Raw genomic sequence first — 26506 nt, forward strand, 5'->3', positions numbered from 1 at the left:
AGCCGACCGCTAATTGAGCGGTGCGAGTCCGCGTTTACCGTCCAAGAGAGGCCACTGAATCGCTCGAACGTTGCATTGGTTCACATTGTTCGATTGCGGAACGTGGGAGAAACCGCGCTCTCGCGGCACCTCTTGGCGAGCGCCGCATACACCAACGACAACGGCGTCCTTGGGGGATCGAGTGGGCCTGAGTTTTCGAAAAAGCGTGAAGCTGGGCGGCGGCTTGCGCCTCAACTTTTCCTCGTCGGGCGTGTCCCTGAGTGCTGGCATTCCAGGATTGCGCTTCGGGGTTGGGCCCCGCGGTTTCCGCGTGAGTGCTTCTGCCGGCGGCTTTCGCTACTCCGCGACGGCGCCGTTCGAACGGCGCGGAACCAGTAGCCGCAGTGGGTCGATCGAGTCTCAGGCCTCGCAACTGCCGAGTGCGGCCACGGGCGCGCCGGTCGCAATGACCGACATCCGCACCGAAAACATGCACGCGTTGGTCGACAGCTCCTCCGCAGAGTTTGTAGAGGAAATTCGGCGGCGCAACGCACGTCCCCGACTCTGGATTTGGGTGCCGTGGCTCGGATTGGTGGCGATGTGCGCAGTGGTCCACTTTGCATTGCCCCCATGGGCGTTGGGGGTGTGTCACTGGCTGCCGTTGGCGCTCTGACCGCTTGGGCTTACCAGAGTGACAGGTGGCGCAAGACCACCGTGCTCTTCTACGACTTGGCTGAGAATGCGCTTGCAAATTACGAGCGACTCGTCGCGGCCGCAGACGCCGTCGGGGCGTGCACGAAAAAATGGCGCATCGACGCCCAGGGTCGCGTGTCGGATCCCAAATACCACGCTGGCGCAGGACACTTGGTCAAGCGGAGCGCCACGTTTTTTGACCGACACCACGCGTTTCCCTATCTGGCGCTGAACGTGGATGCCCCCATGGCGCGCTCGGACAGCGCCCTCTTCGTCTTCTTGCCCGACCGCCTCTTGGTAAAGGAACGAGGGGTCATCGGTGCGGTGAGCTACGAGAATCTTCGCGCCTCCGCACGCGATGGGCGCTTCATCGAAGAGGAATCGGTTCCCTCAGATGCCCAAGTTGTCGGTCGAACATGGCGCTACGTCAACAAGCGCGGCGGTCCGGATCGTCGCTTCAAGTACAACCGACAATTGCCGGTTTGCGCATACAACGAGTTGGATCTGGAAAGCGATTCAGGACTCCGCGCGCGGTTTTCACTGTCGCGCGCTGGGGCAGCGCAGGCGCTGTCGGCGTGGCTGAACAGCCAGCGCGCATGAAAGCGGGCGGAGCGCTCGCGCCGATCGACTCGTGCGAGGCGTGGGCCGGTAGCATCGATTTCGATTTATTGGAAGCATATGCGTGTCCTCTGACCAGATAGGACCGCCACTGCGAGGCCACTCGCAAAGTGGCGAACGGTACTCGATTGGCGTGCCGGCCAGAGGACCGGTGAGCCTTGCGCCTCTCGCGCACCGCCCGCTGGGAACGGCGAGCAGGCCTTCCGAATGCCGGGCATGAAAACGCGCCAAGACGATAGGCGCGTTATGCGCCTTGTGACTCGGGACGCTAATCGCGGCCGCAGGTTTGGCTGCAACGCGGGCGTTATGTCCATGCATCGATCTCAGTGTCAACGCGAAAACGTGAAGTGCGAGCATTTGCCCCCGTCCACGTTACGCGCCGATCGTGGACGGTGAGAGTTTTAGCTTAGGCGTGGCAGCATTGCAGACACAGAACGAGGGGCCGCTGTGAAGAAGAACCAACGATCGATCAGATTCTTAGAGTTGAGGCTTGACCATGGCACCGATGCCAAGCACAAGCAGCAATGGGATCTGCGGGCAATGGCGCTCGACGCCGCGAACAACAACTACTATGCCAGAGCGCCACGAGAGGGGGCCGCTCGATCAGTACGTATAAGGCACTCCGCGCTATTTGATTATTCAGATCAGCCTTTCTTGGCCATCTTGCTTGTCCTGGCAGATGCCGAAGGCGTCAACGCAACCTACGAGAATATTCAGACGGGCGAGGCGAAAACTTTTGAGAAGGGCATCGACGAAGGAAATCGATCTGAAGCGCACCTTGTAGTTGCGCTCACACCAGAGATGAAGGGAACGAAACAGATCTACGCCGCAGCGCTGGAGGAATGTCCAGGGCTCACGCCGTCCCAGATCTATCCGCGGATGCAAACCGCGATCGCGGGCGCTGGCAAACGAAGTCAGGAAGTGCAGGGTGTTGTGTATGAATGGCGGCCGATTTTCGAGATCGACGGCTTAATGTCTCGTTCGCTTCTCACGGAAATCTCGTCGGGGCGGTTGCAGTCTTTCAGTCTCGTGCGAGAGTTCGACCAAAACAACGGGCTCGATGAGCCCAAGAGCCTCTCGAGACGGAGACTTGAGCTTCAACTTGAGATTCAAGAGCAGCCCGAGGGTAAGGTCGAGAAGGTCCTAGAACTGCTCCGAGGCGCGAAGAAAATTGCAGGCGAAGATCAGTTTGATAGCATGCGGATCGTCTATCAACAGCAGGGCGATAAACGTCCAAAGTCGGCAACGATCGATTTAGAGAAAGAAGATGTTGACGATGATGCATTCGAAAAATTTATTTCGCGCACTCGAACACTCAAGCTGGATGAGCCGATGCACCACAATCATACTGAGGTGCAAATAGATTTTTGCAAACTCCTAGCGAAGAAGTTGATAGACGAAAAAACTGGGGAATGATATGAAGCTCTTGGGGCAGCTCTTGACACCTGCGTCATATCTCCGTGTTCGCAGCGACTCCGTCGATAAGATGCTGCTGGACTACGTGCTACCAGGCGCGGCGACTTTGATCTTCAGCGTCGCTGTGTTTCAGGTGCCTGAGCTTTTGCGGCTCAACGACGCCGGGGGGCTTGTAACGAAGGTTGGCGGGTTGCTGCAGGTTCTCGTCGGCTTCTACGTAGCGTCACTCGCTGGTGTTGCGACATTTCCTTCGCGATCGCTTAGACAAGACGCGGCGGGGCTCAGGCTGGACGGCCAGCCGATCAGACGGCGCAAATTTCTCGCTGCCATCTTTGGCTACTTGGCATTTCTCAGCCTGCTTCTCTTCCTTGCCGGAATTTTCTGGCCGATCGCTTCGTTCATGGTAGCGAAAATTTCCAATGCCGAGACGCGTTTTTTTCTGCACGCCATCGGTGTGATCGTCTATCTGTTTGGTTTCTGGCAACTCGTGTTCATCACGTTATTTGGGCTCCACTATTTGGTCGATCGAATGCACCGCGCTGACTAGCCCCAGCCTCTAGCCGGCAGTCATGGAAGACCGTGTTGTGCGTGTCCTGCAACGACTTCTTCGACAGGAACGGAACGAAGATGTTGCTTGGAGCGAATGGGGTTGGCGCGGAGGCTTCGCCTACGATGGGAGCGCGCGGTCGAGCAGGCTGAACCCGGTTGCGGCGCCCTGAATGCATGCTCGGGCAGTCCGGCCAGAAGTTCGATATCACGTGGCGCCAGCACTAGATTGCAAGGAATAGAATTATCAGACATCACATTTTCATTCGCTAGGAGATCAGGCGCCGCGTGCAAAGCCACGGCATCTCCGGTGCGCGATCGTTACCGCTCGGCTCTGCCTATGCGACCCATCGCGCTGTGTGGCGCTTGAACAACTGCTGTCCGGATGGCGTCTGAGAGCATCGGACGAAATAAAACAAAAAGCCCACATTTCTGCGGACTTTTGTGGTCTTGCGCGGATTGCATCGCGAAACCCTGTGGTACCGGTGAGAGGACTCGAACCTCCACTCCATCGCTGGAAGCGGATTTTGAGTCCGCCGCGTCTACCATTCCGCCACACCGGCACAGGCAGGCGCGGAAGTATAGGGCAAAGCGCTCGCGGCGCAATGCGCGCGGGTGTGCGGGGTCAGCGGTCGAGGCCGAGGTGGCGGGTTTCGCGTTCGAACCAGCCGTCGGCGCGCGGCTGGAACACCGAGCAGGCCTTCATCGTGCCCTTGTAGATGTGCAGCGAGACGGCGATGGCGTCCGCGCTCGGGTTGCGGATGGTGTGGTACTCGTGCGGCGGGATCAGGCTGCCGGCCGAGCCGGTGCCGGCCTGCATCGAGCCGGCGGCGGCGAAGCGGGCGCGGTCGTCGGTGCTTTCGAGCAGCTGGTACTGGGTGATTTCCAGCGCGCCGTGCCACACGCCTTCCACGCACCACATGCCGCAGTGGTCGTGGATCTGCGTGCCCTGGCCGGGGCCCCAGGTCATCGCCACCACGCTGTAGCCGTGCGTGTCGCTGCTGTAGAGCTCGCGGCGGGCGTAGTGGTCGCCCACGGGTTCGTAGATGTAGTCCGGCAGGCGCACGTCGCGGTCGCGGATCATCGCGCACAGGGTGTCGCGCAGGCTATGCGCGATGGCGTGTTCGTCGGGCAGGGCGACCGCGGCATCGATGGCGGCGATGAGCTTGTCGGCGCCGGGAAAGGCGGGCGTGGCCATGGCGTGGTCGGTCGAAGCGGGAGAGGCAGCGATTCTACCGTCGCAGCGGCCTCGCGGCGACGTCAGAGCCGTGCGAGGAAGCCTGCGACGGCCGGTGCGAAGCGCTCGATGTCCACCAGGAACGCGTCGTGTCCCTGCGGCGACGGCAGCGCGAGGCAGTGTGCGTCGGCGCCGCCCGCGGCGAGCCCGCCGGCGATCTGCTCCTGCTGCTGCAGCGGAAACAGGATATCGGTAGCCACGCCGATGGCCAGCGTGCGTTCCACGCGCAGCGTGGCGAGGCCGGCGAGGATGTCGCCGCCGCCGACTTCGGCGAGGTCGAACCAGTCCATCGAGCGGCTGAGGTAGAGGTAGCAGTTGGGGTCGAACTGGCGCACGAAACGTCGCGCGTGGCCTTCGAGGTAGGACTCGACCTCGAATTCCAGCCCGAACGGATCGTCCTCGCGGCGTTCGCTGTCGAGCCGCACGCGGCCGAAGCGGCCGTGCCACTCGAGCGCGGAGCGGTACGTGACCACGCCGAGCTTGCGCGCGATGCGCATGCCGGCGTCCGGATAGTGCGTTTCGTCGTACCTGCCGAGGTTCCAGTGCGGGTCCAGGCGGATCGCCTCGCGCTGCAGCGAGCGGATGGCGATCGAGAACGGCAATGCCTGCGCCGCGCCGGACACATTGATGTGGCCGCGCGCGCCGTGCGGAAACTGCTGGATGTACGACAGTGCCGACATGCCGCCCATCGAACAGCCGATCACGCACGCGAGACGTTCGATGCCGAGCGCATCCACCACCGCGTGCGCGGCGCGGGCCACGTCCTCGATCGAAAGATCCGGGAACGCGAGGCGGTACTGTTCGCCGGTGGCAGGATCGATCGACGCGGCACCGGTGGAGCCCTTGCAGCTGCCGAGCGAGTTCACGCAGATGACGAACCAGCGCGTGGTGTCGATGGCCTTGCCGGGGCCCAGCATCGCTTCCCACCAGCCGGGTTCGGGATTGCCGTCGTTCGACGCAGCATGCGCATTGGGCGACAGGCCGGTGAGGATCAGCACGGCGTTGTCCGCGCCGGGCGCAAGCGTGCCCCAAGTTTCGTACGCGACGCGCGCGCCGTGCAACGCGCCGCCGCGTTTCATCGCGAACGGCAAGGGCAGGGCGCAGTAGCGGGTGCCGGGCGGCGCGAATTCGGTCATGGGACGACGCGGTCGATGGTGAGCACGACGGGTTCGCTGCGCGTGTTGGCGATCGGTTCGGAGAGCGTTTCCAGATCGCCCGATTGCGCAATAGCGTTGCCCGATGTCGAGATGCGCGCGCCGACGACCACCTGCGGCATCGACGAAAGCGTCATCGACGGCATCATGCTGGTGCTGTCGTCGAGCGTGACGGTGACCGGAAGCGTCGTGGCGTCCAGGCGCTGGATCGCGAGCGGCATGCGCGGCCCCTGCGCGGCGCGTGCGAACACGAACAGCACGTCGCCGGCGGCGATGCGCTCCTTCAGTGCCGGCGCGATGTCGACGGTGACGGTGAGGCGTGCGGCGGCGCTTGTCGCGGTGTCCGACGGCGGCGTGGCGGGCGGTTGCGTCGGCGTGGACGCGGCCGGGTCGAGCGGCGGCAGGTTCGCGCGCGAACGCGCAGCGTCGATGCGTGCGATGAGCGCGGCGCGCGGCGACGCATCGGCCGGCAGCAGTGTCAGCAGGCGTTCCCATGTGGCCGCCGCGGCGGCGTGCTCGTCGCGCTGGAACTGGCTGGCGCCGAGCAGCCACAGTCCGCGCTGGCTGTCGGGTTGCAGCGCGAGGGCCTTCTGCAGCAGCGCGAGCGGTTCGCCTTCGAAGCGGCGCGTGTCGGAGGCGAGCACCAGCGCTTCGGCGTAGTCGATGAGCACGTTCGGGTCGTCGGGCGCGAGACGGTAGGCGTTGGCGAGCGCGTCGCGTGCGGGTGCGAAGCGTTCCATCGTCTTGTACGCGCGGCCGAGCAGCAGCCAGCCGTCGAGATCGTCCGGCTGCTGCTTCAGGCGCTCGGCGAGGCCGGCGACGGCGGCGTCCATGTCGGGTGCGTCGTCGGGTGGTTGCTGCTGGCCCGCGAGTGCGGCGTTCATGGCTGCTGCGGTCGCGCTCTGCGTGCCGGCATCGAGCGCGCGCGGATCGCCGACCACGCGATAGCCGAGCACGGCAAGAAACGGAAGCAGCACTGCAATGGCGACGATCAGCGCGCGCGGGGCGCTGGCGGCGGCGGGCGGCGGCGGCAGCGCGGCGAGCTTGGCCCCGTATTCGTCGGCATCGATGACGCCGGCGCGGTGCGCCTGCAGCAGCGCGTCGCGCCGTTTTGCGTCCGTGCGCGTGCCGCGCAACAGCGGCAGCAGCACGCATGCCATCGCTGCGCCGAGCATCAGCGCGCCCGCGATCCAGAACATCGGCATCACCATTCGTCCTCGCCCGCGGGCAACGCACCGGCGGCGGATTTCGCGCGCCGCCGCACGATCACGGCGACCGCGATGCCGCCAGCCACCAGCACCAGCAGCGGGCCGAACCAGATCACGAACGTGCGCGCCTGCACCGGCGGTTTGTAGAGCACGAACTCGCTGTAGCGTTCGGTGAGGAAGCGCTTGATCTCGTCGTCGGACTTGCCGGCCTGCATGAGTTCGAACACTTCCTGGCGCAGATCGTGCGCGATCGGCGCGGTGGAATCGGCGAGCGACTGGTTCTGGCACATCACGCAGCGCAGTTCGGCGGCGAGGGCGCGGAAGCGGGCTTCCTCGGCGGCGTCCTTGAACGGAAGTGGATCGATGGCGAAGGCGCTGGTGCACAGGAGCAGCAGCGCGATGCAAATCGACGCCACCGTGCTCGCCTTTCTCCCTGCGATCATCGGTGTAGCCGCGCTTGCCCTTCTCCACGTGATCGATGATCTACGCACGCTTGACGCGATCGACGGCGCAGCCCTGCTTGCCCTTCTCCCTGCGGGAGAAGGTGCCCGAAGGGCGGATGACGGTTCGGGCGGAGCGGTGCGTCCGACATCTGCGAGGCGAGTGTTGATGTACTGCGCTGCTTCTTGCGCGATGCAGAGCGGGAGTAGTACGTGACGACTGCTCGGGTTGAATTCGCCCGGTCGCGAAAGCCCGGACCCTCTCCCCAACCCCTCTCCCGGTGGGAGAGGGGCAACTGCTCCCGGTGGGCGAGGGGCGATTGCTGCCGGTGGCATTGCGGCTGTCGGCGCTCGATTGTCGGACATCATGGCGCGGCCTTCGCTTCGAGCAACGGAAAAATCCGCTGCTCGACGATCTGCGGCGTCAACGCGCCGATGTGCTTGAACCGCACGATGCCCTGCGCATCGACGAGAAAGGTTTCCGGTGCGCCGTAGATGCCGAAATCGATCGCGCTGCGGCCGTCTTCGTCGGCGAGGATCAGCGCGTACGGGTCGCCGAACTGCTGCAGCCAGCGCTGCGCGTCGTCCGGCGCATCCTTGTAGTTGTAACCGACCACGCGCAAGCGCCCGCTGCGCGCCAGCGCATCCACCACGGGATGCTCGACGCGGCATTCGGGGCACCAGCTGCCCCACACGTTGAGCAGGAACGGCGCGCCGCGCAGGTCGTCCTGCGTGACCGTGCGCGACGGGTCGTGCAGCATCGGCAGCGAGAACGCCGGCAGCGGCTTGCCGATCAGCGGTGACGGAATCGCGTTGGGATCACGCACGCGATTGAGTTCGATGCCGGCGAACAGCAGCGCGGCCAGGGCGCCGAACAGGGCCAGCGGCAGCCAGCGTTTCCACATCAGGCGGTGCCCTGCGCCGGACGCAACGCGGGCGCATCGACGGCCTCGCGGTCGACGGCCAGCTCGCGCCGGAAGCGGCGATCGGCCGCGGCCACGAAGCCGCCGAGCATCATCATCAGCGCACCGAGCCAGATCCAGCGGATGAAGGGCTTGACGTAGATGCGCACCGCCCACGCGCCGCCGCCGCCGAGCGGTTCGCCCAGCGCCACGTACAGATCGCGCGTGAAGCCCGGATCGATCGCGGCTTCGGTCATGATCTGGCCGCCGCTGGCATAGCCGCGTTTTTCCGGATGCAGCGTCGCGATCAACGCGTCGTTGCGATAGACGTGCACGGTGCCGCGGTCGGAGGTGTAGTTCGGCCCTTCGTGGTGTTCGACGCCGGCAAACTCGAAGTGATACCCGCGCACGTCCGTGCTGTCGCCGGCGCGCATCGCCAGATCCTTCTCGATGCCCGTGCTTTCCACCAGCAGCACGCCGAGCACGAACACGCCCAGGCCCGCATGTGCGAGCACCATGCCGAGCATCTCGGGCGTGAAGCGGCGACCGCGCGGCGCCTGCGTCATGCGGCGCCACACGAAGAGCAGCGTGCCGGCGAGGATCCACACCCCGGCGCCGATGCCGAGCAGCGATTTCCACGTGAAGCCGTCGCCGAGCAGCCATGCGATGCCGACGCCCACCACCACCGCCGCGAGTCCGATGCGCAGCAGCGGCGCGAAGCGCGAGGGCTCCTCGCGCTGCCAGCGCGCAAACGGACCGAACGGGATCAGCAGCGCCACCGGCGCCATCAGCAGCATGAACTGCAGGCTGAAATACGGCGGGCCGACGGAAATCTTGCCGAGGTTCAAGGCCTCGAACAGCAGCGGCGACAACGTGCCGATCAGCACCATCGCGCAGGCCGCGCTGAAGAGCAGGTTGTTGAGCAGGATCAGCGTCTCGCGCGAGAGCGGCGCGAACGGCTTGCCGCCGGCCACCTTCGGCGCACGCAGCGCGTACAGCGCGAGCGAGCCGCCGATGGTGACGAGCAGGAAGACGAGGATGTACATGCCGCGCGCCGGATCGGACGCAAACGCGTGCACCGAGGTCAGCACGCCCGAGCGCACGATGAAGGTGCCGAGCAGCGACAACGAAAACGCCGCGATGGCGAGCAGCAGCGTCCAGCCGCGGAAGCTGCCGCGTTTCTCGGTGACGGCCTGCGAATGGATCAGCGCCGTGCCGACCAGCCACGGCATGAAGCTCGCATTTTCGACCGGATCCCAGAACCACCAGCCGCCCCAGCCAAGTTCGTAATAGGCCCACCACGAACCGAGCGCGATGCCGAGCGTGAGGAACCCCCAGGCCACGTTGGTCCACGGCCGCGACCAGCGCACCCAGCGCTGGTCCATCTCACCGCCGAGCAGCGCCGCGATCGCAAACGCGAACGCCACCGCGAAGCCGACGTAGCCGGCGTACAGCATCGGCGGATGCACGATCAGGCCGAAGTCCTGCAGCAGCGGATTGAGGTCGCGGCCCTCGGCCACGGCCGGCAGCAGTCGCGCGAACGGGTTCGATGTCCACGCGGTGAACAGCAGGAATCCCACGCTGACGATGCCGAGCACGCCGAGCACGCGCGCCACGACGGCATCGGGCAGGCTGCGGCTGAAGGCGGCCACCGCAATGGTCCACGCCGCGAGGATCAACACCCACAGCAGCAGCGAACCCTCGTGCGCGCCCCACACCGCCGAGAACCGGTACGGCAGCGGCAGCAGCGAGTTGGAATTCTGCGCAACGTACGCGACGGAAAAATCCTGCTGCACGAACGCGACGGTGAGGATGCCGAACGCGAGCGCGACAAAGACGAACTGGCCATACGCGGCGGGGCGCGCGACGGCCATCAGCGCCGGGTTGTTGCGCCACGCGCCGAGCAGCGGCAGCGTGGCCTGCGCGACCGCCAGCAGCAGCGCGAGGACGAGCGCGAAATTGCCGAGTTCGGGCAGCATCAGCGGTGCGCTCTGTCTGGCCCTTCCCCCTTCACGGGGGAAGGGTTGGGATGGGGGTGGCTGATGATCCTGGTTGGCGTTTTTCCGCTGTCGAAATGCATGAGATCACCAGCAAGGGCGAGATCGGGGGCGACCCGCATCCCAACCCTTTCCCCGTGAAAGGGGAAGGGCTTTCGAGCAAAAGCCACCCTCATTCCAACCCTTCCCCCGTCACGGGGGAAGGGCTCGAAAGCGCGTGGCGGACTGCACGTCGAGCTCACTGCTGCGTGCCTTCGGTCGCCGGCACGTTGTGCTTCTGGTGCGCGATGCCCATCTTTTCCGCCACTTCGCGCGGCATGTAGGTTTCGTCGTGCTTGGCCAGCACCTCGCTCGCGACGAACTGGCCGTCGACCAGCGCGCCGGTCGCGATCACGGCCTGCTTCTCGCGGAAGAGGTCGGGCAGGATGCCGCTGTAGCGCACGGTCATGTCGCCGTCGCCGTCGGTCACGACGAACTGCGCATCGAGCGTGCCCTCGGTGCGACGCAGCGAGCCTTCCTTGACCATGCCGCCGAGGCGGAAGCGTTGCTGGTCGCGCGCCTGCCCGCCGAGCACCTCCGAGGGCGTGTAGAGATACGACAGGTTCTGCTGCAGGGCGATGGCCACCAGCGCCACGGCGGTGCCGGACGCAAGCAGCAGCACCACGAGCAGCAGAAGGCGGCGGCGGCGGACGGGGTTCATGGATCGACGCTCTGGTTGCGGGTCTGTTTCTTCGCCGCATCGCGGCGGACGCGGCTGCGGATGTCGGCCAGCACGTGGCGCTTGCGCAGCCACGGCATCGCCAGATCCCACAGCAGCATCAGCACGAACACGGCGTAGCAGGTCCACACGTACGGGCCGTAGCCGTCCATCGCAAACAGCGCGCTCATGGCGCGATCCCGGCGCTGCGTCGCGCCCAGTCCTTGCCGCTTTCAAGATCCAGCATCGCCACGCGCGTGCGCGCCAGCAAGGACGCCACGAACCACAATTTGGTGCCGAAGGTCATCGCGAGCAGCGGCGCGATCATGCTGCTGTGCATCGTCGACTCGCGGAACAGGCGGATCGTGGCGCCCTGGTGCAGGGTGTTCCACCATTCGACCGAGAAGTGCACGATGGGAACATTCACCACGCCGATCAGGGCAAGGAAGCAGGCCGCACGCGCTGCCGCGCGGCGGTCCTCGATGGCGGCGTACAGGCCGATCACGCCCAGGTAGAGGAACAGCAGCACCAGCTCGGAGGTGAGGCGTGCGTCCCAGGTCCACCACGTGCCCCACATCGGCTTGCCCCACACCGCGCCGGTGATCAGCGTGACGAGCGTGAACGCAGCGCCGATCGGGGCGCAGCACATCGCCAGCGTTTCGGAAATCTTGATCCGCCACACCAGCGCGATGAACGCATTGACACCCATCACGCCGTAGATGAACAGGCTCATCCACGCCGACGGCACGTGCACGAAGAGGATGCGGTAGCTGTCGCCCTGCTGGTAGTCGGCCGGCACCGAGAACAGGCCCGCGTACATGCCCCACAGCAGCAGCGGCGTGGCCACGAGGTACAGCCACGGCGCCCAGCGCCCGGCAACGGCGTGGAACACCGGCGGCGAGCCGAATTGGTGGAACCAGCGCAGCAGTGGATTCATGGCATCGCGATCCGTAGCGCGGCCGCTGCGGCCAGCGGCGCGAGCACCGCGCCCAGCGCCAGTCCGGCGCCGAGCAGCAGCAGCGCGCCTTGATGGGGAAGACCCTGGGCCGCGGCCATCACGCTGCCGGCGCCGAAGATCAGCACGGGCACGTACAGCGGCAGCGAAAGCAGGGCGAGCAGCATACCAGAGCGCCGCATGCCGACCGTCAGCGCCACCACCACGGCCCCGATCAGGCTCAGCAGCGGCGTGCCGAGCGCAAGCGATGCCAGCAGCACCGGCAATTGCGCCGCCGGCAGGCCGAGCAGGGCGGCGAACAGCGGCGTCGCGACGATCAGCGGCAGCGCCGTGCTGAGCCAGTGCACGAGGATCTTGCACGCCACCAGCAGCGCCAGCGGCTGTGGCGCGAGCAGCAGCTGTTCGAGGCTGCCGTCGTCCAGATCGCCGCGGAACAGCGTGTCGAGCGACAGCAGGCCCGCGAGCAGCAGCGCCACCCAGATCACCGCCGGTGCGATGCGCGCGAGGATCGCGGGCTCGGGCCCCAGCGCGAACGGGAACAGGCTGATCACCAGCAGTGCGAACAGCACCGGGCTCAAGGCGTCGCCGCGGCGCCGCCAGAGCAGGCGAAGGTCGCGCTGCAGCAGCGCGCGGCAGGCCGAGGTTGCGGTGGCCTCACGCATGGGCCGCATCCAGGGTCAGGGTGCGGGTGCGGACCGCGCCGGTCGCGTAGGCGCCGTGGCTGGTGATCAATGCCGCGCCGCCTTTTGCGAGGTGACGTTCCACCAGCCGGTTGACCAGTCCGATGCCGGCCAGATCCAGGTTCGCGTACGGCTCGTCCAGCAACCACAGCCGCGCCGGCACCAGCAGCAGGCGCGCCAGCGCCAGGCGCTTGCGCTGTCCGGCGGAGAATTGCCGCGCCGGCGCGTCCTCGAACCCGGCAAGCCCCACGCTCGCGAGCGCCATGTCCACGGTGATGCCGCTGCGACAGCCGTAGAGCCCGATCGCGAAACGCAGGTTCTCGCTTGCGCTCAGTTCGCCCTTGTGCCCGAGCAGATGCCCGAGCAGGGCGCTCACCTGCGCGATGCGATCGCGCCCCGCGCGTTCGCCATCGACGAAGATCTGGCCCTGCGCGCCGTCGAGCAGGCCCGCCAGCACCCGCAGCAGGGTCGTCTTGCCGCTGCCGTTACCGCCGTGCACGAGCAGCGCCTCGCCGCTGCCGACCTGGAGGTCGAGCGGGCCGAAGACGGGGTCGTCGTTGCGGCAGAAGCGCAGTCCGCGGGCCTCCAGCAGCGGTGCGGGGGCGGGCGGATCGGAAAAGTCGGTCATGAGGCGCGGCATGCTACCGACTCGCCAAAACCCGGTCCATGCCGACGGGCGCTGGACCTTGCGCATCGCACGACGAATTCGCCGATGCACGGCGTGATCCGGACAGCGCTCACGCGGCGTATGTCCCTTCGTTGCGCCGGTGACCCCACTCGGTACACTGCCGCCTTTCCCGTTGTCGTGGAGCCGTTCATGCGCAGCACTCCCCTTGCCGTCGCGTTGTTGCTTGCCCTCGCCGGCGGCGCGTCCGCCGCCACCGATCCGCAGGCACTGCCGCACGCGGCAAAGACCGATGCAGCGCAGGTTCGCAGCCTCTACATCGTGCGTTTCGACGAGCCGCCCGTGGCGGCGTTCCGCGGCGATGCCGACCGCTTCCCGAAACTCGCCGGGCTCAAGGCCACCAGCCCCGCCGTCACCGGCGAACGCAAGCTCGACATGAACAGCGCCGCGACCAAGGCCTACCGCGGCGCCCTGACACAGCTGCGCGAAACGCGCCTGGCCAGCGCCGCCGTCGCGTTCGGCCGGCCGCTCGAACCGCTGTTCGTCTACGACGTGGCGCTCAACGGCGTGGCGCTGGAGCTGACCGCCGCCGAAGCCGCTGCGCTGACGCGCCACGAGGGCGTGGCCGCGGTCGAGAAGGAGCGCGTGCACCGCATGCACACGGACGCCGGTCCGCGCTGGATCGGCGCCGATGCGATCTGGACCGCGGCCGCACCGGAAGGCAACCGCGGCGAAGGCGTCATCGTGGGCGTGATCGATTCGGGCATCAATCGCACGCATCCCTCGTTCGCCGGCACCGGCCCGAACGACGGCTTCGTGCACGCCAATCCCGCGGGCGCGTTCCTCGGCCAGTGCGCGACGAACGCCGCGCTGTGCAACGGCAAACTCGTCGGCATCCACGATTTCACCGTCTGCACCGGCGTGCACAACAGCAGCGAGTGCGACGACCGCGAAGCCAACGACGGCAGCGACGTCGACGGCCACGGCAGCCACGTGGCCGGCACCGCGGTGGGCAACACGCTGACCGCGTCGTTCGATCTGGGCAGCGGCGCGACCACGCGCACGCTCTCGGGCGTGGCGCCGCACGCGAATCTCGCCACGTACAAGGCCTGCGAAGAGGAGGAAACCTGTCGCGGCACCTGGCTCGTCGCGGCGGTGAACCAGGCCACGGCCGACGGCGTGGACGTGATCAACTACTCGATCGGCGGCGCGCCGTACAGTCCGTGGGACGACGGCATCGCGCTCGCGATGCTGGCCGCGCGCGAGGCCGGCATCACCGTCGTGACCTCGGCCGGCAACGACGGTCCCGGCCCCGAAACCGTCAGCTCGTCCGGCAATGCACCGTGGGTGCTGGCGGTGGCCAATGCGACGCACGACCGCATCATCGCCAACCGTCTCGAAAGCCTCAGCGGCGGCGCGACGCCGCCGCCGTCCGGCGGCGTGCTGGTGGGCGCGGGTGCGACCGCGGGTGTCGGGCCTGTGCCGATCGTGTACGCGGGCAACTTCGGCTCGGCGCTGTGCGCCACCGGGGACCGGGTCGACGACCTGCCGCCGAGCACCGCCACCAACCCCTGGGCGACGCCGGTGTTCAGCGGCCAGATCGTGGTCTGCGACCGCGGCATCTACGCGCGCACGATCAAGGGCCTGAACGTGAAAAACGCCGGCGGCGCCGGCATGGTGCTGGTCAACGGCGCGGCCGACGGCGAGCTGGTGGTGGCCGACGAGCACGAACTGCCCGCCACGCACCTGGGTTTCACCGCCGGCACGGCGCTCAAGACCTGGCTCGCGAGCGGAACCGGCCACAGCGGCCGCCTGGGCGGCGCCACGATCGCCAGTCTTCCGAGCAACGGCAACGTGTTGAACGTGTCCAGCAGCCGCGGGCCGGTCGAACCGTTCGGCCTGATGAAACCCAACCTCACCGCGCCCGGCACCGACATCGTCGCGGCCGCCGGCAGCGGCAACGATTTCGCGTTCCTGAGCGGAACCTCGATGGCGTCGCCGCACGTGGCCGGTGCCGCTGCGCTGCTGCGCGGCGCGCACCCGTCGTGGGGACCGGACGAGATCACCACCGCCCTCACCACCACCGCGCGTCCGGTGGTGAAGGATTACGACGGCTCGCCCGCGGGCATCTTCGACCAGGGCGCCGGCGTGGTCGATCTGGCGCTGGCACTCGACAGCGGCCTGTCGTTTCCGGTGACCCGCGCGCAATTCCTGTCGGCCGACATCGGCAACATGTCCGTGTCGACCGAGCTGAACCTGCCGTCGCTGGTCGATCCGCTCTGTGTCGAGACCTGCACCTTCACCCGCACGGTCAAGGCGCTGGCGGCCGGCACGTGGCGTGCCGCAGCGAGCCTGCCCGGCGCCACCGTGAGCGTGAGCCCGAGCGAGTTCACCCTCGCCGCAAACGCGACGCAGCTGGTGTCGGTCACCGTCGACGTGCCGGTCGCGCGGCTCGGCGACACGCTCGAAGGCGGCGTGACCTTCACCCGCGACGGCGGCGGTGCGTCGGCCGCGCGCCTGCCGCTGGCCGTGGTGGTTTCGCCGGGCGTCGCACCGAGCCTCGTGCAGATCGACAGCGCGGGCGAATCCGGGTTCGAGGACATCGCCGTGTCCGAACTCGTCGGCCTGCAGGACGCGCGGTTCGCCGGCACCCGTCTCGTCGCGCCCACGCGCGCCACGCTGACGCTCAGGCAGGACACCACCTCGGACGATCCGTACAACGGCTTCCTGCCGATCGACGCGGGCGAGAAGTGGATCCTGCTGACCGTGCAGGAAGACGGCCCCGCGCGCGTGCTGGCGGACGTGACCTCGGCCACGGCCGACGACATCGACCTGTACGTCGGTTTCGACGCCAACGGCGACGGCTATCCGCAGGAAGAGGAACTGGTGTGCCGATCGGCCACCGCATCGGCCACCGAGCGCTGCATCGACGATCCGATCCAGGCGCAGGCCGGCGATCGCTTCTGGGTGCTGCCGCAGAACTGGCGCGTGCCCGGCGACACCACCTCGCCGATCACCACCGACGCGGTGCAGCTCTCGGCCGCCGTGGTCAGCCTCGTGCCGCACAACGGCGAACTGGTGGCGACCGGTCCCGGCCACAGCGAGACCAACCAGGACTTCGACATCCGTGCCGCATGGAACGTGCCGACGCTGCTGCCCGGCGACACGCGCTGGGGCGCCGTGCTGATGGCCGCCGAGCCGGGCCAGCCGGCGGGCGCGGGCAACATCCTGATCGAACTGCGCCGCGCGGCCAGCGGTGCATCGTCGCCGCAGGTGCTGGCGCCGGGCGCGACGCGCACCCTGTCGCTCGCCGCCGGCAAGGCGCAGGACAGGCTCTACATCGACGTGCCGCCGAACGCGACCGGCCTCACCGCGACCACGGCCGGCAGCGGCGAGATCGATCTGTACGTGGCAAACGCGGGCACGCCGTCGAGCCCGGCCATCGCCGCCGCGCCCGCGCGCGGCGCTGCGGCCGGCACGTCGATCCATGCCGGCGCCGCCGAAACCCTCACGCTGACCGGCGCCGCCCTCACGCCCGGGCGCTGGTACGTGACGCCGGTCAATGCCGGTGCCACGCCGGCCACGTTCACGCTCAAGGTGGACCTTGCCTACGGCAGCGCACGCCCGCAACCGGCGTTCGGCCCGTATTTCAACCCGGCGCGCTCCGGCGCGGGACTGTTCCTGTTCCCGTCGGGCGATGCCTGGGGCCTTGCGTGGTACACCTACCTGCAGGACGGCTCGCCGACCTGGTACCTCGGCGTGCTGACCGCGCCGACGGCCAACCAGGGCGTCTGGACCGTCGACCTGCAGCGCCAGGCCTGGAACGGCGAGGCCTCGAACGGCACCAAGGTCGGCCAGGCCCAGCTCGCCTTCACCGACGCCACGCACTTCACCTTCAGCTGGAACCTCGACGGCGAAAGCGGCAGCGAGCCGATGAGCTTCATCGACGGTGGCGACTGTCCGAGCCTGGACGGCAGCGTGGCGCCGCTGAGCGGCCTGTGGTTCTCGCCGGCACAGTCGGGCTACGGCTACAGCATCACCGCGTACCCGGGCCTGGAGAGCAACGGCGCATACTTCTACGACGATCTCGGCCTGCCGCGCTGGGCCATCGGCAACCGCGTGCCGTTCGAAGGCGGCGAACGCACGATGGCGCTGGTGCAGCAGAACGGCTTCTGCCCGCTGTGCACGTGGGCTGCGCCGACCAGCGTCGAGATCGGCACGCTCACCCGCACCTACACCGATGCCGCCAACGGCCGCATCGCGGTCGATCTGGAACTGGCGGCACCGGCCACCGGCACCTGGAGCGTGGACCTGCCGGTGACGCGCGTATCCAATGCGCTGACGTGCCAGTGACGCCTCGGGCATGACGATCGAAACCAAGCTGCCGCGTGTCGGCACGACGATCTTCACGGTGATGTCCCAGCTCGCCGCCGAGCATTCGGCGGTGAACCTGGGGCAGGGCTTCCCCGATTTCGAACCGCCGCAGTTCCTGCAGGATGCGCTCGCGCGTGCCATGCGCGAGGGCAGGAACCAGTACGCGCCGATGACCGGCATCGCGCCGCTGCGCCAGCAGATCGCGGCCAAGATCGCCGCGCTCTACGGGCGCCAAGTGGACGCCGACAGCGATGTCACCGTCACCAGCGGCGCCACCGAGGCGATCTTCGCCGCGGTGCACGCGGTGGTGCGCGTCGGCGACGAGGTCATCGTGCTGGACCCGTGCTACGACAGCTACGAGCCGGCGATCGATCTTGCCGGCGCCCGCGCCGTGCACGTGCCGCTCGTGGCGCCGGACTTCCACGTCGACTGGCAGCGGGTGCGCGACGCGGTCTCGCCGCGCACGCGGCTGCTGATCGTCAATTCGCCGCACAATCCCACCGGCGCGGTGTTTTCCGCCGCCGATCTCGACGCACTGGCGGCGCTCGTGCGCGACACCGGCATCCTCGTGCTCAGCGACGAGGTCTACGAACACATCGTCTTCGACGGCGCCGTGCACCAGAGCGTGCTGCGTCACGCCGAACTGGCCGAGCGCTGCTTCGTAGTGTCCTCGTTCGGCAAGACCTACCACTGCACCGGCTGGAAACTCGGCTACTGCGTGGCGCCGGCCGCGCTGTCGGCGGAATTCCGCAAGGTGCACCAGTACCTCACGTTCTGCACCTTCGCGCCGGCGCAGTGGGCGCTGGCGGAGATGATGGCGCACCATCCGGAGCATCACCTCGAGCTGCCTGCGTTTTACCGGGAAAAACGCGAAGGATTCCGTGCATTGCTGGCCGACACGCGCTTCGAGTTGCCGCCGGTGCAGGGCGCCTACTTCCAGCTCGCGGACTACTCGGCCATCAGCGACGACGACGACGTGACGTTCGCGCGCTGGCTCACCACGGAAAAAGGCGTGGCGTCGATTCCGCTCTCGCCGTTTTACCAGACGCCGCCGTCGGGGCAGCGCCTGGTCCGCTTCTGCTTCGCCAAGTCCGACGCCACCCAGCAGGCGGCGGCCGAGCGGCTGCGCCGGGTCTGAAACGTTGCAAAAATCCCGGATTCGCGGGGATTCCGTGGCGCATCCCCGCCGACCGCGTCGGTTAGAATGCCGACGTTCACCGGGGGCGGGGATCCGTCGACATGCGCGACTTGCGAGTTTCGTTGGTGCAGGCGGCCACGCTGTGGCATGACGCCGCGGCGAACCGTGCGCTGTACGGCGAACTCGTGCGTGGCCTCGCCGATCGCGGCGATCTGGTGGTGTTGCCCGAAACCTTCACCAGCGGCTTCAGCAACGATGCCGTCGGCCGCGCCGAGACGATGGAGGGCGACAGCGTCGCGTGGCTGCGTGCGCTCGCGCGCGAGGTTTGCAGCGTCGTCACCGGCTCGATGGTGGTGCGCGAAGGCGAGCGCGTCTTCAATCGGCTGCTGTGGGCGCGCCCGGACGGCAGCGTCGAGTGGTACGACAAGCGCCATCTGTTCCGCATGGCCGGCGAACATACGCGGTATGCCGGCGGCGAGGCGCGCCCGGTGTTCGAACTGCACGGCTGGCGCGTGCTGCCGCAGGTCTGCTACGACCTGCGTTTCCCGGTGTGGACGCGCAACCGCTTCGATGCCGCGTTGCAACGTCTTGACTACGACCTCGCGCTGTTCGTCGCCAACTGGCCGGCCGCGCGCCGCTACGCCTGGCGCACGCTGCTGCGCGCGCGGGCGATCGAGAACCTGAGCTACGTCGTCGGCGTGAACCGCGTCGGCATCGACGGCAACGAGATTGCGTACGCCGGCGATAGCGCTGCGCTCGATCCGCTCGGCCAGCCGCTGGTCGAACTCGGCGCCCAGGCGCAGACCGTGACGTGCACGCTGTCGGCGCAGGCGCTGCAGCAGCACCGCGAGCGCTTCCCCGCGCAGCTCGACGCCGACCTGTTCACGCTCGACACCGGCAGCCGATGAGTCGCTGGGGTCTGCTGCTCGTCGCGCTGGCGTGGCTGCCGGGGGCGGCGGCGCAGACGCCGCGGCCGCTCGACCAGTACACGCTCGAGCGCTGGGACACCTCCGACGGCCTGCCGCACAGCACCGTGCAGGCGATCGCACAGACCGCCGACGGCTACCTCTGGCTCGGCACGTGGGAAGGGCTGGTGCGCTACAACGGGCGCGAGATGCGCGTGTTCGACCGCGTCAACACGCCCACGCTCGGCGACAACGGCATCCGCGTGCTGCATGCCGCGCGCGACGGTTCGCTGTGGATCGGCACCGCACGCAACGGCGTGGTGCAGCTCGCCGGCAGCGAGTGGCGGCGGTTCGGCCGCGAGCAGGGTCTGCCGCTGGGCCAGACCGAGGCGCTCGCCGAGGACGCCCAGGGCCGCATCTACGTCGCCAACAGCAACGTGCTGCTGGCGCGCATCGAACGCGACGGCACGGTGCGCCGATTCGCGCTCGCGGGCGACGCGGCCGCGGCCGGCGTCGGCGCCGGGATCGCGGTCGATCGCGACGGCACGGTGTGGCTCGGCAGCAGCGCCGGCCTGCTGGCCCTGCGCAACGACGTGCTGGAGCAGGTGGGCATCCCGGGCGAGGCCGGCGCACAGGCCACCGCCGTCGGCACGGATGCGAGCGGCGCGGTGTTGGCGGTGGTCGGAGGCACGCTGTACCGCCACGACGCGCCGGCGTGGACGCGGCTGGTGACGCTCGATCGCGCCCTGGCCCGCACGCTGGAGACGGTGCATGCCAACCGGCGCGGCGAGATCTTCCTCGGGACCCAGAGCAGCGGGCTGCTGCGCCTGTGGAATGGCGCGCTGGAGCGGCTCGATGCCTCGCGCGGCCTGCCCAACGACCGCGTGCCGGCGGTGTTCGAGGACCGCGAGCACAGCATCTGGGTCGGCACCAACGCCGGGCTCGCGCGCCTGCGGGAAACCGCGTTCGCAAGCTACACCGAACGCAAGGGCCTGTCGGACGACTACGTCCGCAGCCTGGTCGAGCGCGCCGACGGCTCGCTGTGGATCGGCACCAGCCGCGGACTCAACCGGCTCGCCGACGGGCGGTTCACCGCGTTGTTCCGCGAGCAAGGACTCGCGAGCGACGGAGTGCTGTCGCTGATGGAGGATCGCGACGGAGCGCTGTGGGTCGGCAGCTACGATGCCGGCATCACCGTGCTGCGCGACGGCGCAGCGCCGCAGCGCATCGGTCCCGCCGACGGCCTGCCTGCGCCGCAGGTCCGTGCCCTGCTGCAGACGCGCGACGGCACGGTCTGGGCCGGCGGGCCGCGCGGCCTGGCACGGCGCGAGGGCGAGCGCTTCGTGCCGGTGCCGCTGGCCGACTCCGGTGCCCAGGTCTTCGTGCTGAGCCTGTACGAGGATGCGGCCGGAACGCTGTGGGTCGGAACCGTGCAGGGCGTGGCCCAGGTGATCGGCGGCACGCTGCGACGGTGGGACGGCGGCGCCGCGTTCGCCGCACAGGACGTGTTCGGCTTCCACGAGGACGAGCGCGGAGTCCTGTGGATCGCCGGCGACGACGCGCTCTACCGTGTGCGCAACGGCATCGTCGCGCGCCTGGACGAGGCCCGCGGCGTCCCGCATGTGCCGGTGTTCGGTGTGCTCGACGACGGTTTCGGCCGCTTCTGGCTCACCTCCAACCGCGGCGCGTTCCGTGCGCGGCGGGCGGCGCTCGATGCCGTGGCCGACGGCCTTGCGGACACCGTTGCATTCGAGGTGTTCCGCGAGTCCGCCGGCCTTGCCAGCAGCCAGTTCAGCGGCGCGGCGATGACCCCGCAACTGCGCCGCCGCGACGGCAGTCTGTGGTTCGCCACGGCCAAGGGCGTGGCGATGATCGATCCGAACGTGCCCGAGCCGGTGCAGCCGGACCCGCCGCCGGTGGTGATCGAGCAGGTGCTGGTCGACGGCCTGCCGGTGGATCCGACCCGCGACGTGCGCGTCGGCCCGGGCGTGCGCAAGCTCGAGATCCACTACGCGGGCCTGAGCTACGTGCTGCCCACGCAGATCCGCTACCGCGTGATGATGGAAGGTCTGGATCGGGCCTGGGACCTGATCGGCAACACCGGCTCCATGGTCTACACCGGCCTGCCGCCAGGCGACTACCGCTTCCGTGCCGAGGCCGACAACGGCGGCGGCAACTGGGGCGCGACCGGCGCCAGCCTGCAGCTGAACCTGCGCCCGCACGTGTGGGAACGGTCGTGGTTTCCACCGTCGGTGGCGGCGTTCGTGGTGCTGGCCGGGCTCTGGATCGCGCGTGCGCGCATCGTGCGCCTGCGCGCGCGCACCCTCGAACTCGAGCACGAGGTCGCGCTGCGCACCCGCAGCCTGCAGGACCAGGCCACGCGCCTGGAGCAGGCCGACGCGGAGAAGACCGACCTGCTCAACAAACTGCGCAAGCAGTCCGAAGCGTTTGCCCGGCAGGCGCAGGAAGACGCCCTCACCGGGCTGCCGAACCGCCGCAGTCTCGACTACGCCCTGAGCCGCCGCTTCGCCGACGCCTGTGCCGCCGGCGCACCGCTGAGCGTGGCGATCGCCGATATCGACCATTTCAAGAAGATCAACGACAATTATTCCCACGAAACCGGCGACCAGGTGCTGCGCGCGGTGGCGTCGATCCTGCGCGAAGGGGTTCGCACGGACGACGTGGTGGGACGGTACGGCGGCGAGGAGTTCCTGCTGCTGTTTCCGGGGCTGGGGGTGAACGAAGCTGCAACATTGTGTGAACGCTTGCGCCGACGGGTGGCCGGTTTCGACTTCGCATCCCGTTACTCGGGACTTGAAGTCACGGTCAGCATCGGCCTTGCGGACCATGCCACCCGGCCCGGGCACGAGGGCTTGCTGTCCGCGGCCGACGTGATGCTGTACGAGGCAAAAAACGCCGGCCGCAACCGCGTGTGCTGGCGGCGGGACACCGGAACCACAACAGACGCGCCAGGCGGCGCCGTTTCCTAGGAGAGCGTGATGAACAAGCGGATGTGGGGAGTCGCACTGGCCGTTGCCGGGGCATTGGGCACCAACGTCGTCATGGCCGCGGGCGACAAGCCCGTGGTGGCCGTCGGCGAATTCAAGAACGAGTCCGGTGCAGGCTGGTGGCGCGGCGGGGTGGGCTGGGAACTGGCCGGCATGCTGTCGAACGAGCTGGTCGCCACCGGCAAGTTCAAGGTCGTGGAACGCAGCAAGCTCGAGGGCGTGATGGAGGAGCAGAACCTCGCCGCGTCCGGCCGCGTGCGCTCGGGCACCGGCGCGAAGATGGGCCAGCTCACCGGCGCCGACTACCTGGTCTACGGCACGGTCACCGCGTACGAGGAAAACGTCGCCAGCACCGGCGGCGGCGTCAGCTTCAAGGGCATTTCGCTCGGCGGCAAGAAGGAAAACGCCTATCTGGCGGTCGACATCCGTGTGGTCAACGCGACCACCGGTGACGTCGACTACGTGCGCACCATCGAAGGCAACGCCAAGGGCGGCGGCATGAGCATCGGCCTGTCGCGCGGTGGCTTCGGCGGCGCGCTTGCCTCGGAGAAGAGCACCCCGGCCGGCAAGGCGATCCGCGCCGCGGTCGTGCTGACCACGGATTACCTCGAGTGCGTGATGGTGACCCGGGGTGGCTGCGAGGCCAAGTTCGAGGCCGCCGACGACCGCCGCCGCGCCAAGACGCGCGAGTCGCTGGATCTCGACGAATAAGCTGTCGACGAATTAAGTTAAGGCGTCATTGTTGAAATCGAAGCGGCCGCCTTGCGCGGCCGCTTTTTTTGTCTCCGATATGAGCTCCGGACGACGGTCTGGCGTATGCCTTGTTGAAGCGTCCACTGCGGACGCTCCCTTCGAGGTTCCAGACCATGATTCGTTATCCGCTGTGTATGCTGTCGCTTGTTGTCGCGGCGTGTCTGTCATGCGGCAACGTCCGCGCCGGAGACGGTGATCTCGATCCCCGCTTCGGGCCCAACGGCGACGGACGTCTCACGATCGGCATCGACACCGGCGCGGAAGATATCGCGGTGCAGGCGGTGCCTGCGCTCGACGGGTCGATCTATGTCGTCGGACGCACTTCGCCGGGCATCGGCATCGTGCGGCTCACGGCCGACGGGTTGCCGGATCCGCAGTTCGCACCGATGAGTTACCCGTCCGACACGTCCGAATACTGGCTCGGTGCCAGCGCCGCAGTGCAGGCGGCCAACGGTGATCTGATCGTCGCCGGCCATTACTTCGGTCTTCCGCAGATGGACGGCCCGTACTGGATCGCCTGCCGCTTCGACGCCGCCGGCGTTCCGGTAGGAGCGTTCGGCGACGGCGAGATCGCTCCGGGCTGTACCGACAAGTTCGGCGCGGGCGTGCGCAAGGAGGGCGAGATCCGCGATCTGCTGATCCATCCGGCCGGTCGCATCGTGTTCGCCGGCCACATCGTCGACGGCGCCGACAAGCGCCGCGCGGCGCTGAGCAGTCTCACCCCGGACGGCGATCCGGACCCCACCTTCGACGATGGCGTCGGCGAGGCGAACCTGGTGCTGCCGCACGGCAACGTGGTGCCCGAGTCCGAATACAACGCCCTCGCGCTCGGCCCCAACGGCACCCTGCTCGGGGCCGGCGAGTACATCGTCTCGCCGGACGACAGCGACGTGCTGGTGACGATGCACTTCCAGAACGGCACGGCATTCCAGCAGTTCGGCGCCAACGGCAGCGCGATCCATGCGCTCAATCTCGGGCCGGTCGGTGCGCGTCGCGACACGGCGCTCGGGATCGAACCGATGGCCGGAGGCATGTTCGGTGTGGTCGGTACGGCGCAGTTCTCGCTCGCCGGACACACCGGGGGTTTCGTGCTGTGGATCAAGCCCAACGGATCGCTGGAGACGTCGCTGGGCAACAACGGGCGCACCGTGCTGCAGGAAGACGGCCTGGACCTGCGCCTGTACGACATCGAGCGGACGCCGAAGGGGAAGGTCGTGATCGGTGGTTCGCTGATGCCGGTGGATGCGCCGGATGTGACACTGGCCACGGTGCTGCGGCTCGACCAGGCGGGTGACGCGGACCCGACCTTTGCCGCCGCGTCGCTCGCCGTGTTCGCCTTCTCCGACGACGCGACGCCCGACGAGTTCGATGACGAAACGATCCATCCGAGCGAGATCTTCGACCTCGCCATGCAGGGCAACAGAATCCTCGCCGCCGGTTACCAACTGCTTCCGCCCGAGGCGGGCGGCGCGGATTTCGGTCTCGCCCGTCTCGGCGACGGCCGCCTGTTCGGCGACGGGCTCGAATCGTTCGGTCCGTAAGGCCCGCGGCGACGGGCCCGTTCGAAGTCAGCGGTTGCCGGTCGGACCTTTCGGGCGCTGCTGGCGCGGCTTGCCGCCGGGCCTCGCGCCGCCGCCGTCCGCCCGTCCACCGGCATTCGGCCCGCGGTAGGGGTTGTTGCCCGGCGGACCGCCGGGGCGACCCTTGCCCTGGGAGCCTCCGCCGGGGCGCGATGCCCCTGCGCGGCCGCCGGACTTGCCGCCCGGGCCACCGGGACGACCGCCACCCGGATGTCCGTCCGTGCGCGCGCCGGGCGTCGGGCGACCGGTGCCGCCATACGCCGGACGGCCTTGGCCACGCGGAGGCGCGACGCGGCTTCCGGTGGTGACGCCTTCTGGCACATACCACGAGCGGTGCTCCGCCGGGTTGTCGTACCCCGGGCCGCTGCGCCGGTGCCCGGCGTGGGTCGGCTTGCCGCCGATCCGGTTGCCGATGTCGTCGGGAATGTGGGCCTGGCCGGCACCGAAGCCGCCGCCGCGAGGTCCGCTGTTGCCGCGCGACGGGCCGCCGTTGCCGCGGGGACCGCCGGCGCGTGCCCCGCCTGCGGGACGACCGGGGGCACCGCCCGTCTTGCCATAGCGGCCCCCCGGTTTGCCGCCCGGACGGCCCTTGCCGCCGCCCGGGCGGGCCGGGCGGTCTTCGCGCAGGTTGTCGAATGCGCGCAGTTCGCGGCCTTCGTCGGCGTAGCCGGTGCCCGTCCAGGCGCGCTGCTCGCGCGGCTCCGGACGGTACTCGGATGCCTTCGCGCGGCGCTGGCCGATGACCGGCTGCAGCGTCAGCACCGGTGCGGTGACCGGCAGGTTGACCGAGGCCTTCAGCGCTTCGACTTCGGCCGCCGGCACGTCTTCCCAGTGCCCGCGCTTGAGCAGGCGCGGCAACTCGATGCTGCCGTAACGCACGCGCTTGAGGCGGCTCACCTGGAAGCCGAGCGCTTCCCACATGCGCCGCACTTCGCGGTTGCGGCCTTCGTGCAGCGCCACGCCGAACCAGGCGTGGCTGTCGCTGGAGCCGATCCGTTCGATGCGGTCGAACTTGGCCGTGCCGTCGTCGAGCTGCACGCCGCGCGACAGCTGCTCGATGTGTTCGTCCGACACCTCGCCGTGGATGCGGCAGACGTATTCGCGCCGCACTTCGCTCGAGGGATGCATCAGCGCGTTGGCAAGGTCGCCGTCGGTGGTGAGCAGCAGCAGGCCGGTGGTATTGATGTCGAGGCGGCCGACCGCGATCCAGCGCGACCCCTTGAGCGGCGGCAGCTTCTCGAAGACGGTCGGGCGGCCTTCCGGATCCTCGCGCGTGGTCACCTCGCCTTCGGGCTTGTGATAGATCAGCACGCGCGGGGCGTCGGTCAGCGCGCTCGCGACGAATACCTTGCCGTCGACTTCGACGCGATCGCCGGTCTTGAGGCTGCTGCCCACCTGCGCGATCTCGCCGTTGACCTTGACCTGGCCGCCGGCGATGCGTTCTTCCAGCGCCCGGCGCGAGCCGAGGCCGGCCTGCGCCAGCACCTTGTGCAGGCGCTCCTCGATGCGCACGGCGGGCGCGGTGTCGCGTTTCAGGGACAGGGTGCGGCGCGGTGTGTTGTCGCCGGCGGGAGTGGTGGTGTCACGGGTCATGCAGTGCG

Annotated in this window: 22 protein-coding genes and 1 tRNA gene; 10 read left to right on the forward strand and 13 right to left on the reverse strand. The window is 68.4% G+C overall.

Annotation, left to right across the window (positions count from 1 at the left end; all coding sequences use genetic code 11):
- Positions 1-181: 181 nt before the first annotated feature.
- The 4 genes from HNQ52_RS17655 (at position 182) to HNQ52_RS09250 (ending at position 3253) form a co-directional block, all read left to right on the forward strand.
- Positions 182-652, forward strand: a complete 471-nt coding sequence (locus HNQ52_RS17655) for a DUF4236 domain-containing protein (protein WP_183960853.1) — start codon at positions 182-184, stop codon at positions 650-652.
- A gap of 41 nt (positions 653-693) precedes the next feature.
- Positions 694-1272, forward strand: coding sequence for a hypothetical protein (locus tag HNQ52_RS09240; RefSeq protein WP_183960854.1), 579 nt, complete (start codon positions 694-696; stop codon positions 1270-1272).
- Positions 1273-1737: 465 nt separating this feature from the next.
- Positions 1738-2706, forward strand: a complete 969-nt coding sequence (locus HNQ52_RS09245; RefSeq protein WP_183960855.1) for a hypothetical protein — start codon at positions 1738-1740, stop codon at positions 2704-2706.
- A 70-nt stretch (positions 2707-2776) separates the two neighbouring features.
- Entirely contained in the window at positions 2777-3253 is a 477-nt protein-coding gene (locus HNQ52_RS09250; RefSeq protein ID WP_183960856.1) for a hypothetical protein, read from the forward strand.
- Between the two features lie 476 nt (positions 3254-3729).
- Here HNQ52_RS09250 and HNQ52_RS09255 read toward each other — a convergent pair.
- From HNQ52_RS09255 to ccmA, 12 genes are all read right to left on the reverse strand, one after another.
- A tRNA-Leu gene (locus HNQ52_RS09255) sits at positions 3730-3815 on the reverse strand.
- Between the two features lie 62 nt (positions 3816-3877).
- A complete protein-coding gene (locus tag HNQ52_RS09260; protein ID WP_183960857.1) occupies positions 3878-4450 on the reverse strand; it encodes a cysteine dioxygenase family protein in 573 nt (190 codons plus the stop codon).
- A gap of 62 nt (positions 4451-4512) precedes the next feature.
- A complete protein-coding gene (metX, locus tag HNQ52_RS09265; protein WP_183960858.1) occupies positions 4513-5625 on the reverse strand; it encodes a homoserine O-acetyltransferase MetX in 1113 nt (370 codons plus the stop codon).
- A complete protein-coding gene (locus tag HNQ52_RS09270) occupies positions 5622-6848 on the reverse strand; it encodes a c-type cytochrome biogenesis protein CcmI/CycH (protein ID WP_183960859.1) in 1227 nt (408 codons plus the stop codon). Before HNQ52_RS09270 ends, metX begins: the two co-directional genes overlap by 4 nt.
- Positions 6848-7294: a cytochrome c-type biogenesis protein gene (locus tag HNQ52_RS09275; RefSeq protein WP_183960860.1), complete on the reverse strand. Its 447-nt coding sequence runs from the start codon at positions 7292-7294 to the stop codon at positions 6848-6850. The genes HNQ52_RS09270 and HNQ52_RS09275 overlap by 1 nt, the downstream gene beginning before the upstream one ends.
- A gap of 362 nt (positions 7295-7656) precedes the next feature.
- Entirely contained in the window at positions 7657-8196 is a 540-nt protein-coding gene (locus HNQ52_RS09280) for a DsbE family thiol:disulfide interchange protein (protein ID WP_183960861.1), read from the reverse strand.
- Positions 8196-10172, reverse strand: a complete 1977-nt coding sequence (locus tag HNQ52_RS09285) for a heme lyase CcmF/NrfE family subunit (RefSeq protein ID WP_183960862.1) — start codon at positions 10170-10172, stop codon at positions 8196-8198. Before HNQ52_RS09285 ends, HNQ52_RS09280 begins: the two co-directional genes overlap by 1 nt.
- Before the next feature lie 256 nt (positions 10173-10428).
- A complete protein-coding gene (gene ccmE, locus HNQ52_RS09290) occupies positions 10429-10890 on the reverse strand; it encodes a cytochrome c maturation protein CcmE (RefSeq protein WP_183960863.1) in 462 nt (153 codons plus the stop codon).
- On the reverse strand, positions 10887-11078 hold the full coding sequence (gene ccmD / locus HNQ52_RS09295; RefSeq protein ID WP_183960864.1) for a heme exporter protein CcmD: 192 nt from the start codon (positions 11076-11078) through the stop codon (positions 10887-10889). Before ccmD ends, ccmE begins: the two co-directional genes overlap by 4 nt.
- Positions 11075-11824 carry a heme ABC transporter permease gene (locus HNQ52_RS09300; RefSeq protein WP_183960865.1) on the reverse strand — a complete coding sequence of 250 codons (750 nt, stop codon included), beginning with the start codon at positions 11822-11824 and terminating at the stop codon, positions 11075-11077. The genes ccmD and HNQ52_RS09300 overlap by 4 nt, the downstream gene beginning before the upstream one ends.
- Positions 11821-12504, reverse strand: coding sequence for a heme exporter protein CcmB (ccmB, locus tag HNQ52_RS09305; RefSeq protein WP_183960866.1), 684 nt, complete (start codon positions 12502-12504; stop codon positions 11821-11823). Before ccmB ends, HNQ52_RS09300 begins: the two co-directional genes overlap by 4 nt.
- A complete protein-coding gene (ccmA, locus tag HNQ52_RS09310) occupies positions 12497-13150 on the reverse strand; it encodes a heme ABC exporter ATP-binding protein CcmA (protein ID WP_183961178.1) in 654 nt (217 codons plus the stop codon). The genes ccmB and ccmA overlap by 8 nt, the downstream gene beginning before the upstream one ends.
- Before the next feature lie 189 nt (positions 13151-13339).
- Here ccmA and HNQ52_RS09315 point away from each other — a divergent pair, with 189 nt between their 5' ends.
- From HNQ52_RS09315 to HNQ52_RS09340, 6 genes are all read left to right on the forward strand, one after another.
- Positions 13340-17500 (forward strand): S8 family serine peptidase, encoded by a 4161-nt coding sequence (locus HNQ52_RS09315; RefSeq protein WP_183960867.1) that lies wholly within the window; start codon positions 13340-13342, stop codon positions 17498-17500.
- 10 nt (positions 17501-17510) lie between these two features.
- A complete protein-coding gene (locus tag HNQ52_RS09320) occupies positions 17511-18659 on the forward strand; it encodes a pyridoxal phosphate-dependent aminotransferase (RefSeq protein WP_183960868.1) in 1149 nt (382 codons plus the stop codon).
- A 101-nt stretch (positions 18660-18760) separates the two neighbouring features.
- Positions 18761-19567, forward strand: coding sequence for an amidohydrolase (locus HNQ52_RS09325; RefSeq protein ID WP_183960869.1), 807 nt, complete (start codon positions 18761-18763; stop codon positions 19565-19567).
- Positions 19564-22554, forward strand: coding sequence for a ligand-binding sensor domain-containing diguanylate cyclase (locus tag HNQ52_RS09330; RefSeq protein WP_183960870.1), 2991 nt, complete (start codon positions 19564-19566; stop codon positions 22552-22554). The genes HNQ52_RS09325 and HNQ52_RS09330 overlap by 4 nt, the downstream gene beginning before the upstream one ends.
- Before the next feature lie 9 nt (positions 22555-22563).
- On the forward strand, positions 22564-23283 hold the full coding sequence (locus HNQ52_RS09335) for a CsgG/HfaB family protein (protein WP_183960871.1): 720 nt from the start codon (positions 22564-22566) through the stop codon (positions 23281-23283).
- Between the two features lie 155 nt (positions 23284-23438).
- On the forward strand, positions 23439-24866 hold the full coding sequence (locus HNQ52_RS09340) for a hypothetical protein (protein WP_183960872.1): 1428 nt from the start codon (positions 23439-23441) through the stop codon (positions 24864-24866).
- Positions 24867-24893: 27 nt separating this feature from the next.
- Here the strand turns inward: HNQ52_RS09340 and rluB are convergent, their stop codons facing one another.
- A complete protein-coding gene (gene rluB, locus HNQ52_RS09345) occupies positions 24894-26498 on the reverse strand; it encodes a 23S rRNA pseudouridine(2605) synthase RluB (RefSeq protein WP_183960873.1) in 1605 nt (534 codons plus the stop codon).
- Positions 26499-26506: the final 8 nt, after the last annotated feature.

Source organism: Chiayiivirga flava, from assembly GCF_014202825.1.
GTDB lineage: Bacteria > Pseudomonadota > Gammaproteobacteria > Xanthomonadales > Xanthomonadaceae > Chiayiivirga > Chiayiivirga flava.

Excerpts from the sequence above, each read along its gene's own strand:
- HNQ52_RS09260 (WP_183960857.1), bottom strand. The coding sequence starts at position 4,450 with ATGGCCACGCCCGCCTTTCCCGGCGCCGACAAGCTCATCGCCGCCATC.
- HNQ52_RS09315 (WP_183960867.1), top strand. The coding sequence starts at position 13,340 with ATGCGCAGCACTCCCCTTGCCGTCGCGTTGTTGCTTGCCCTCGCCGGC.
- HNQ52_RS09325 (WP_183960869.1), top strand. The coding sequence starts at position 18,761 with ATGCGCGACTTGCGAGTTTCGTTGGTGCAGGCGGCCACGCTGTGGCAT.
- HNQ52_RS09335 (WP_183960871.1), top strand. The coding sequence starts at position 22,564 with ATGAACAAGCGGATGTGGGGAGTCGCACTGGCCGTTGCCGGGGCATTG.
- rluB (WP_183960873.1), bottom strand. The coding sequence starts at position 26,498 with ATGACCCGTGACACCACCACTCCCGCCGGCGACAACACACCGCGCCGC.
- HNQ52_RS09330 (WP_183960870.1), top strand. The coding sequence starts at position 19,564 with ATGAGTCGCTGGGGTCTGCTGCTCGTCGCGCTGGCGTGGCTGCCGGGG.
- ccmB (WP_183960866.1), bottom strand. The coding sequence starts at position 12,504 with ATGCGTGAGGCCACCGCAACCTCGGCCTGCCGCGCGCTGCTGCAGCGC.
- ccmE (WP_183960863.1), bottom strand. The coding sequence starts at position 10,890 with ATGAACCCCGTCCGCCGCCGCCGCCTTCTGCTGCTCGTGGTGCTGCTG.
- metX (WP_183960858.1), bottom strand. The coding sequence starts at position 5,625 with ATGACCGAATTCGCGCCGCCCGGCACCCGCTACTGCGCCCTGCCCTTG.
- HNQ52_RS09340 (WP_183960872.1), top strand. The coding sequence starts at position 23,439 with ATGATTCGTTATCCGCTGTGTATGCTGTCGCTTGTTGTCGCGGCGTGT.
- HNQ52_RS09285 (WP_183960862.1), bottom strand. The coding sequence starts at position 10,172 with ATGCTGCCCGAACTCGGCAATTTCGCGCTCGTCCTCGCGCTGCTGCTG.
- HNQ52_RS09280 (WP_183960861.1), bottom strand. The coding sequence starts at position 8,196 with ATGTGGAAACGCTGGCTGCCGCTGGCCCTGTTCGGCGCCCTGGCCGCG.
- HNQ52_RS09275 (WP_183960860.1), bottom strand. The coding sequence starts at position 7,294 with ATGATCGCAGGGAGAAAGGCGAGCACGGTGGCGTCGATTTGCATCGCG.
- HNQ52_RS09320 (WP_183960868.1), top strand. The coding sequence starts at position 17,511 with ATGACGATCGAAACCAAGCTGCCGCGTGTCGGCACGACGATCTTCACG.
- HNQ52_RS09270 (WP_183960859.1), bottom strand. The coding sequence starts at position 6,848 with ATGCCGATGTTCTGGATCGCGGGCGCGCTGATGCTCGGCGCAGCGATG.
- HNQ52_RS09250 (WP_183960856.1), top strand. The coding sequence starts at position 2,777 with ATGCTGCTGGACTACGTGCTACCAGGCGCGGCGACTTTGATCTTCAGC.
- ccmA (WP_183961178.1), bottom strand. The coding sequence starts at position 13,150 with ATGACCGACTTTTCCGATCCGCCCGCCCCCGCACCGCTGCTGGAGGCC.
- HNQ52_RS09300 (WP_183960865.1), bottom strand. The coding sequence starts at position 11,824 with ATGAATCCACTGCTGCGCTGGTTCCACCAATTCGGCTCGCCGCCGGTG.
- ccmD (WP_183960864.1), bottom strand. The coding sequence starts at position 11,078 with ATGAGCGCGCTGTTTGCGATGGACGGCTACGGCCCGTACGTGTGGACC.